This is a genomic window from Gluconobacter aidae (genome assembly GCF_009547075.1).
GTDB lineage: Bacteria > Pseudomonadota > Alphaproteobacteria > Acetobacterales > Acetobacteraceae > Gluconobacter > Gluconobacter aidae.
Genome location: NZ_WIPH01000061.1, coordinates 1 through 6237, shown reverse-complemented (window position 1 = coordinate 6237; position 6237 = coordinate 1). Strand labels below are relative to the sequence as shown.

Genomic DNA, 6237 nt, shown 5'->3' with positions numbered 1-6237 from the left:
AAGCTATACGCCGCCTCCAGCGCCCGGATGACGGTTCTCGTGCTACATCCGGCGCGGGCGGCAATGCTTTCATGGGAAGGAAAGAGACCGCGGTGGCCTTGGAAGCTGGCGAGGGCCTGAAGGACGAGATGTGTCCTAGCGGTGATCTGACGGGCTTGGGTCAGGGTCCAGATCTGGGAAGCGAAAGAGGTCATGTCCGTCCTTTTCAGACGGCAAGCACTTCCCAAGAAGGAGAACGTTGAACCTTTCAGCGGCTCACGCTATATTCCTTCTATCGGGTGAATAAGCGGGCTTAGTCGCTTCTCCACCTGCTCGCCGCGCAACAGCGAGATTTCGAAGGGGTTGGCCTGCCAGGGCCAACCCCTTCTTCATTTCAAAGCATATTGATCGTTTGAAGGCTTGTTGTCCAGCGAAGCGATAAATTGCTGTTACGCGGCCCTAGCCCCAACTCCATCGCCTAAAGTGTTCAATAAATTAGAAAGAAACGCACGGAACATTTTCATAGCGGCCGGCAAGATTGTTCTCAACTTCGAACCGGACCAAATCTATTTGATAATGAGAAAATAACTGATTTTATTTAAACTATAATTCTATGTCACTTAATATTTTTGTGTTTTTAGAGTAATTTTTTATGAAAATTATTGCATCTCTTAAATAATAATATAGATTATGCAAATCTAGTCCAAAACTATCCCCTGATATGTCACCTTTAATAATAATTGAGCTCAACGGAATTCCATTAGAAATTTTATTTATATCATTTAATTTTTCTATTTTTGATTTAACGTGCTTTATATGATTAGCAATCATATCAACAATTGCAAATTCTATGGAATTTTTTGACCAATACTCAGTTATTTCTTTAGTTTTATTAGGAAAAGACGCATAATCAACAGAGTGATAAACTACTATACATGCTAAAAATGCATGTCTTCCAGAGCTAGGGTTTTTTTGGAAATCCAAAAAGGTTGGATCGACAATCCTGTTAATGTACTCATCTAAATCCATTTTTTTTCTTTCTATCTCTATGTATTTTATAACATTTAACCCATATGAATTTTTCCAAGAGATTTACAATATGTACTTTCTTGGTACACATTAACAATTATAGGAGTTCAAAATGCCTACTGGAAAAAAGCCAGCATCCGATGCTGCAAAAATTCTTAGAGATCCCAATAGTACAAAAAAAGAAAAAGAAGTTGCTGCATCAGATCTAGCCCAACGCAAGCCTCCCAAAAAATAAGTAATTATATAGGCCTATATCCATGAATATATCGTGGATATAGGTATTTACGCGACCATTGCCCGACGTACAGCGTCTGGCTCACGCCAGAGCACCCGAAGCAGCGTCTGAACAGCAGGATCGAGACGAACCCGTCCCTGCTCCCAGTTCCGCCAGGTCGCGACTGGCACGCCCGCCAGGGCCGCAATATCCTTCTGGGTCAGCTTCAAGTGACGCCGCACGGTTGCCGGTGACGGAGCGGCCAGCCCCGGAATCTCCCCCTCCGTACCATCTTCCCTGGCCTGGCGGTCAATGTCGTCGTCCGTGGTCGCGTTCACCCGGGTCCAGTCAATCGTAGAGGGACGGGCCTTGATCTCTGTCAGTGTCATTCTTGCCATTTGATCCACTCCTTCCGGTGCATTTTCCGGGCTGAGATGATCCGGAAGCAGTCCCCCCGGACCGTATAGACGACCATGAACGGGACGCCTTCAATCAAGCCTGCAGCCCTGATGCGGGGCTCGCCATAATCTTTCCGGTCATCCGGCTTCTGAAGCAGCGGCCCCGCAAAAATGACCAGCACATCCGCAAAACTGAATCCGCGCTCCTCGAGACAGGCATCGCTTTTCGCGTCATCCCATTCAAATGCGATGTGAGGTCCAATCATGCGCTTTTATACGCTGCTAGCGTACAAAATACAACACTTTTGACGCTCTTCGATGGCGGACCTGGTCAAACAAAAATCCTCCCTGACGACTCTCATCGTCTCATGCTGACGCCAAAAGATCGCGCCACCATCGTGTCAGAGGTCGTTGCACGGTCGTGTCCCCATCGTGGCAAGATCGTTGCAGGTTTTTTCCTTCTCCATACACAAATGCAAACTTTCAGTTATGCGTCTCACCAAGCACTAGTGCCACTCGCTATCGAGCATGGCCTGATGCTGGAGTTTGAGGGTTACGGCTTCCTGCCGGATGGCCTCAAGGGTCTCCTCGGACACCGGACGTTTCCAGACATCCCCGTCCCGGTCATAAACCCATCCGGAGGCTTTCATGCTGTTCCGCACAGCCGCCGGAGGGACAGACGGAAACCGCACCAGGTACGTGAACGGCACGAACTCCAAAGGCTCCTCCCGGGCCTCCTGCTCGATCTGACGGCCCCGGTCGCGGAAGGGCGCGACCGCCTTCTGGAAGTCGTCTTTGTCGTCCTCGTGGATCCAGACATTCATCTGGACCAGGCCGAGCGCTTTGCGGCGCTGACGGACTGCGTGCATGGTCTGTCGGCTCATTGGAGCACTCCAAAATCTGTTTTGAAGCTTTTAGCACTAGTGCTTAGTGAGACGCACACCTGAAAGGGTGCATTTGTATATACGCGCGACCCTTCTCCCTGTAGTCGATCTGTAGTCGTTGCGTAGCTCTTCTGTAGTCCTTTGTAGTCGATGGGTCGTCGACCGATCCCGCGCAGCGAACGGTATCAAGCAGGCCGTTCTAGTGTCTGAGAATGGGCATTCTCAGACACTAGAAAGGGCGGCTTTCTTCCTGAAGCGCTCCGGCTCATTATGACGCCATGAGTTACCTCTATCTCGGCATCGCCATCTTTGCAGAAATCGTCGCAACCTCGCTTCTGAAGGCTTCCGAGGGATTCACACGCTTCGTCCCGACAGTCATTCTCGGTGCCGGATATCTCGTCGCCTTCTACTGCCTTTCGATGGCCCTCAAAGAGATTCCAACCGGCATTGCGTACGCGATCTGGTCGGGAGTGGGCATTGTGCTTGTCGCCGTGATCGCCTGGATCTTTCAGGGTCAGAGACTTGATCTCCCAGCCATGATCGGCATGGGTTTGATCATTGTAGGCGTTCTGGTGATGAACCTCTTCTCAACGACAACCGGGCATTAACCCTGATTTTGGAGCGCTTCATGAGCAATCGTTTGGCCGTATTTTCTGCCTTGTGCCCTCTTCTCTTTCCGGTCTGCGCTTTTGCACAAAGCTCTCAGGACTGGCTGCCAGAGTCTGGGGTCAAATCCCCCTACAGCCCGCTTGCCGTTCCGACGGAACTCCATCCGGTCACAGCGTCTCTGAGCAGTCTGCTCAAAACAGGCTACCGGATCACCACAACCACAAACTACGCCGGATCTGGAGCTCTCTTCACGCTGGAGAAACGTGGTCAGACCATTCTCTGTGTCCTGACCCCTCCCAATCCGCAAACAGACCAGAATGTTCCAACCTCACGCTGCTGGTCTTTATGAAGACCAGAAACGGGTTTGTATCCCAAACAGACCTGAGAGATTTAACCCGATCAAAAATCCATTTGTAGGATGCAATGCCAGATCGACATGGATGGCCCCAAAAACCTCCCTGATTTTGGTAGAAATTAGCCCTTCTTTCTGTTACATGTAACGAGAGGAGAAACGCCATGACCCCTGTTGCCATCCGCGTCCAGAAGCGTCGCGACACCCTGCGCAAGGCCGGGCTGCGCCCCGTCCAGATCTGGGTGCCCGATACGCGAACCCCGGGCTTTGATGCGGAATGCCAGCGCCAGGCGCGTCTGGTGGCCGAGGCAGATCGGCATGATCCCGCGCTGATGTCCTTCCTGGACAGCGCAGCCAGCGATCTCGACGGATGGGAGGCATGAACCGGGGAGACTTCGTCACCGTTGCTCTCCAGGGGGATCTGGGCAAACCCCGGCCCGCTCTGATCGTCCAGGCTGACCGCTTCGAGACGACAGCCTCTGTGACCGTACTCCCTGTCACCAGCACCCTCATCGACGCCCCCTTGCTCCGCCTGTCGGTGCCCCCGGACGAGCGGAACGGGCTGCGCAAAACGTCCCAGGTGATGATCGACAAGCCCAGCACGGTCTCCCGCGACAAGATTGGCCCCACCTTCGGGATTGCCAGCGATACCGTCATGCTTTCCGTCAATCGCGCTTTGGCGCTGTTTCTCGGTCTGACCTGAAAGGCGCATGACCTTACAATCGCTGTTCCCCGAGCCTTTTCCGGCGGTTCTTCAGGGGGCTTCTGACCGTCTGCTTCTGGCGGCTCGATCTCCTGCGACATTGCGCGCCTATCGCACTGACTGGTCTGCTTTCGTCGCCTGGTGCCGCGCCCAGGGCGTCATGGCGCTTCCGGCCCAACCCGAAACCGTTTCCGCCTGGATCGCGTCGCGTCTGGAGCAGGGCCGCAAAGCCGCGACGCTGACCCGTGGCGTGGCCGCCGTATCCTGTGCACATGAGCTGGCCGGGTTCGAGAGCTTCAGTCGTTCCCGCATCGTCCAGGACGCGCTGCGGGGCATGCGGCGGACGCTTGGGACCGCCCCGACCCGGAAAGCCCCCGCGACCGTGGACCTGCTGCGTAGGATGCTGGATGTCCAACCGGATACCCTGATCGGTTGGCGCAACCGGGCACTTCTGGCTCTGGGCTTTGCCGGAGCCTTGCGGCGGTCTGAACTGGTGACGCTGGAGGTCGGAGACCTCGTGCCGCAGGAAGGGGGTGCGCTGCTCACACTCCGACGCAGCAAGACCGATCCGGACGGGGCCGGTCAGACGATCGGGATTTTGAACGGTTCCACCATCAGGGCGCTGGATCAGCTCGCGGCTTGGTGCGAGGCGGCCGAGGTCACGTCCGGTCGGTTGCTCCGATCCGTAGACCGGCATGGCCGGGTCGGCCGGTCGCTGTCAGATCGCTCGGTGGCCCGGATCATCAAGGCCGCGGCCGAAGCCGTGGGGCTCGATCCGGAGCGCTTCTCGGGGCATTCGCTACGGGCGGGATTCATCACCTCCGGGGCCGAGGCCGGCGCCGATGCCCTGATGATTGCCGAAACCTCGCGGCATCAGAGCCTCGATGTGCTGCGGAGCTATGTCCGGCGTGCCTCGCTTCTGAAGACCCATGCCGGACACCGTTTCCTGTAATCCCTAGCCAAACGGCCACCACCAGCGACGGCGACCGTACACCCCGTACGTCCGGGTCTGTTCAGGGGGTACGTTCAGGGTGAACACTGGTCTTTGTACAGGGTGAACGTCCGGGGTATACGTAGGGTGTACGCGTTCACCCTCGATCCGTGAGATCTTCTCCCTGAGCTGGGCATTCTGTTCCTTAAGAACTGCGTTTTCTTCCCGGTAATCCGAGACTTCTTGGCGTCTCTCGTTCAGTTCAGTTTGGAGAAGACCCATCATGTCCCGCAGGGTGGACAAAGCTGTATTGTCCGGGGTGAACGTCCCGTTGTGTTCGGGGATACGTTCACCCTGAACGTCCGGGGCTACGTGTTCAGTCCGTTCAGGGGTCTTGTTCAGGGCCAAGACAGGAACAGAGACACGGACAATGCCATGATTGTCCGTGATCTTGAGCCAACCGCCGCGACGAACGCGCGCGCGTACAGCTTCAAGGGACAGTCCAAGCCGGTCAGCTAACTGACGATAGGTCAGGTTTTCTGTTTGCTCGGCCATAGATCCTCTTCGTCTCAAGCCTGAGCTTATATCCGGTCGAGCATGAAATGCGAGTGAGGCTGTCACCCCTAGCTAGGGTGACACATCTTGCCTGTTGTTTTTTTGTCCGAGACGGCCCGACTTGGCCCTGAACGGTCTCAAGAAAGGATTTTCAAGATTTCGGGCTGACTAAGGCCGTCTCGGGCCATTCAGGGCCAAGTCGGGCCGAGATGAAGGGATAACCTTTCAAATAGCTCCTTCGCCTTGAGCCTTTTGAACGTGCGTCTGAGGGGAAATTCTGGCGTGGGAACGTTAACTCGTCGATGGGGACGGGGACCAAGAGGCGATCAGGTCGAGCCAGTCATTTTTGGAGCGTGGTTTTTCAAAGAAAATATCTCTTTGAAAATAGAGTTCGCTGTCATTTTGGCAGTTAGAAGAAAGCCGGAGTTTCCGGCGAGCAAGAGCCTCTTTGAGACGCTGTGTCGCATGCGCTGCGGCGGCTTTAGCCTGTTCCAGACTGACCAGGATCAATCGGTAGCGGTTGGGGCCATTCACAACGCGCCCGGAGCGCCGCATGCGCTGGCGGGTCCGTTCCACCAGACCC

General features: G+C 54.8%; 11 protein-coding genes and 1 pseudogene. 5 read left to right on the top strand and 7 right to left on the bottom strand.

Going from position 1 to position 6237, the window contains the following annotated elements:
- Positions 1-194, bottom strand: a 194-nt coding sequence (locus GFJ39_RS13270) for a helix-turn-helix domain-containing protein (protein WP_194285385.1), incomplete at its 3' end; no start/stop codon positions are given.
- Positions 195-582: 388 nt separating this feature from the next.
- Entirely contained in the window at positions 583-1008 is a 426-nt protein-coding gene (locus tag GFJ39_RS13265) for a hypothetical protein (RefSeq protein ID WP_153431865.1), read from the bottom strand.
- Between the two features lie 112 nt (positions 1009-1120).
- On the opposite strand from GFJ39_RS13265, the gene GFJ39_RS14460 reads away from it, so the two are divergent.
- Positions 1121-1243, top strand: a complete 123-nt coding sequence (locus tag GFJ39_RS14460) for a hypothetical protein (RefSeq protein ID WP_267902337.1) — start codon at positions 1121-1123, stop codon at positions 1241-1243.
- A gap of 47 nt (positions 1244-1290) precedes the next feature.
- On the opposite strand, the gene GFJ39_RS13260 is transcribed toward GFJ39_RS14460, so the two are convergent.
- The 3 genes from GFJ39_RS13260 to GFJ39_RS13250 form a co-directional block, all read right to left on the bottom strand.
- Positions 1291-1620: a helix-turn-helix domain-containing protein gene (locus GFJ39_RS13260; RefSeq protein WP_153431864.1), complete on the bottom strand. Its 330-nt coding sequence runs from the start codon at positions 1618-1620 to the stop codon at positions 1291-1293.
- On the bottom strand, positions 1608-1886 hold the full coding sequence (locus GFJ39_RS13255) for a BrnT family toxin (protein ID WP_153431862.1): 279 nt from the start codon (positions 1884-1886) through the stop codon (positions 1608-1610). Before GFJ39_RS13255 ends, GFJ39_RS13260 begins: the two co-directional genes overlap by 13 nt.
- Before the next feature lie 240 nt (positions 1887-2126).
- Positions 2127-2504 (bottom strand): hypothetical protein, encoded by a 378-nt coding sequence (locus GFJ39_RS13250; protein ID WP_153431860.1) that lies wholly within the window; start codon positions 2502-2504, stop codon positions 2127-2129.
- 278 nt (positions 2505-2782) lie between these two features.
- Here GFJ39_RS13250 and GFJ39_RS13245 point away from each other — a divergent pair, with 278 nt between their 5' ends.
- The 4 genes from GFJ39_RS13245 (at position 2783) to GFJ39_RS13230 (ending at position 5120) form a co-directional block, all read left to right on the top strand.
- The gene (locus tag GFJ39_RS13245) at positions 2783-3112 is read left to right on the top strand and encodes an SMR family transporter (protein WP_153431859.1); all 330 of its coding nucleotides are present in this window, start codon (positions 2783-2785) and stop codon (positions 3110-3112) included.
- A 517-nt stretch (positions 3113-3629) separates the two neighbouring features.
- Positions 3630-3848, top strand: coding sequence for an antitoxin MazE family protein (locus GFJ39_RS13240; RefSeq protein WP_010505707.1), 219 nt, complete (start codon positions 3630-3632; stop codon positions 3846-3848).
- Positions 3845-4168, top strand: coding sequence for a type II toxin-antitoxin system PemK/MazF family toxin (locus tag GFJ39_RS13235; RefSeq protein ID WP_153431857.1), 324 nt, complete (start codon positions 3845-3847; stop codon positions 4166-4168). The genes GFJ39_RS13240 and GFJ39_RS13235 overlap by 4 nt, the downstream gene beginning before the upstream one ends.
- A gap of 7 nt (positions 4169-4175) precedes the next feature.
- On the top strand, positions 4176-5120 hold the full coding sequence (locus tag GFJ39_RS13230) for a site-specific integrase (protein ID WP_153431855.1): 945 nt from the start codon (positions 4176-4178) through the stop codon (positions 5118-5120).
- 3 nt (positions 5121-5123) lie between these two features.
- Here GFJ39_RS13230 and GFJ39_RS13225 read toward each other — a convergent pair whose 3' ends face one another.
- Complete coding sequence (locus tag GFJ39_RS13225; protein ID WP_153431853.1) at positions 5124-5654, bottom strand: winged helix-turn-helix transcriptional regulator; 531 nt, start codon at positions 5652-5654, stop codon at positions 5124-5126.
- Between the two features lie 291 nt (positions 5655-5945).
- Positions 5946-6237, bottom strand: a pseudogene (locus tag GFJ39_RS13220) (helix-turn-helix domain-containing protein); the annotation flags it as partial.

Bases quoted from the DNA above. Each gene is read 5' to 3' on its own strand.
- GFJ39_RS13250 (WP_153431860.1), bottom strand. From the start codon at position 2,504: ATGAGCCGACAGACCATGCACGCAGTCCGTCAGCGCCGCAAAGCGCTC.
- GFJ39_RS14460 (WP_267902337.1), top strand. From the start codon at position 1,121: ATGCCTACTGGAAAAAAGCCAGCATCCGATGCTGCAAAAATTCTTAGA.
- GFJ39_RS13260 (WP_153431864.1), bottom strand. From the start codon at position 1,620: ATGGCAAGAATGACACTGACAGAGATCAAGGCCCGTCCCTCTACGATT.
- GFJ39_RS13240 (WP_010505707.1), top strand. From the start codon at position 3,630: ATGACCCCTGTTGCCATCCGCGTCCAGAAGCGTCGCGACACCCTGCGC.
- GFJ39_RS13245 (WP_153431859.1), top strand. From the start codon at position 2,783: ATGAGTTACCTCTATCTCGGCATCGCCATCTTTGCAGAAATCGTCGCA.
- GFJ39_RS13255 (WP_153431862.1), bottom strand. From the start codon at position 1,886: ATGATTGGACCTCACATCGCATTTGAATGGGATGACGCGAAAAGCGAT.
- GFJ39_RS13230 (WP_153431855.1), top strand. From the start codon at position 4,176: ATGACCTTACAATCGCTGTTCCCCGAGCCTTTTCCGGCGGTTCTTCAG.
- GFJ39_RS13235 (WP_153431857.1), top strand. From the start codon at position 3,845: ATGAACCGGGGAGACTTCGTCACCGTTGCTCTCCAGGGGGATCTGGGC.
- GFJ39_RS13225 (WP_153431853.1), bottom strand. From the start codon at position 5,654: ATGGCCGAGCAAACAGAAAACCTGACCTATCGTCAGTTAGCTGACCGG.
- GFJ39_RS13265 (WP_153431865.1), bottom strand. From the start codon at position 1,008: ATGGATTTAGATGAGTACATTAACAGGATTGTCGATCCAACCTTTTTG.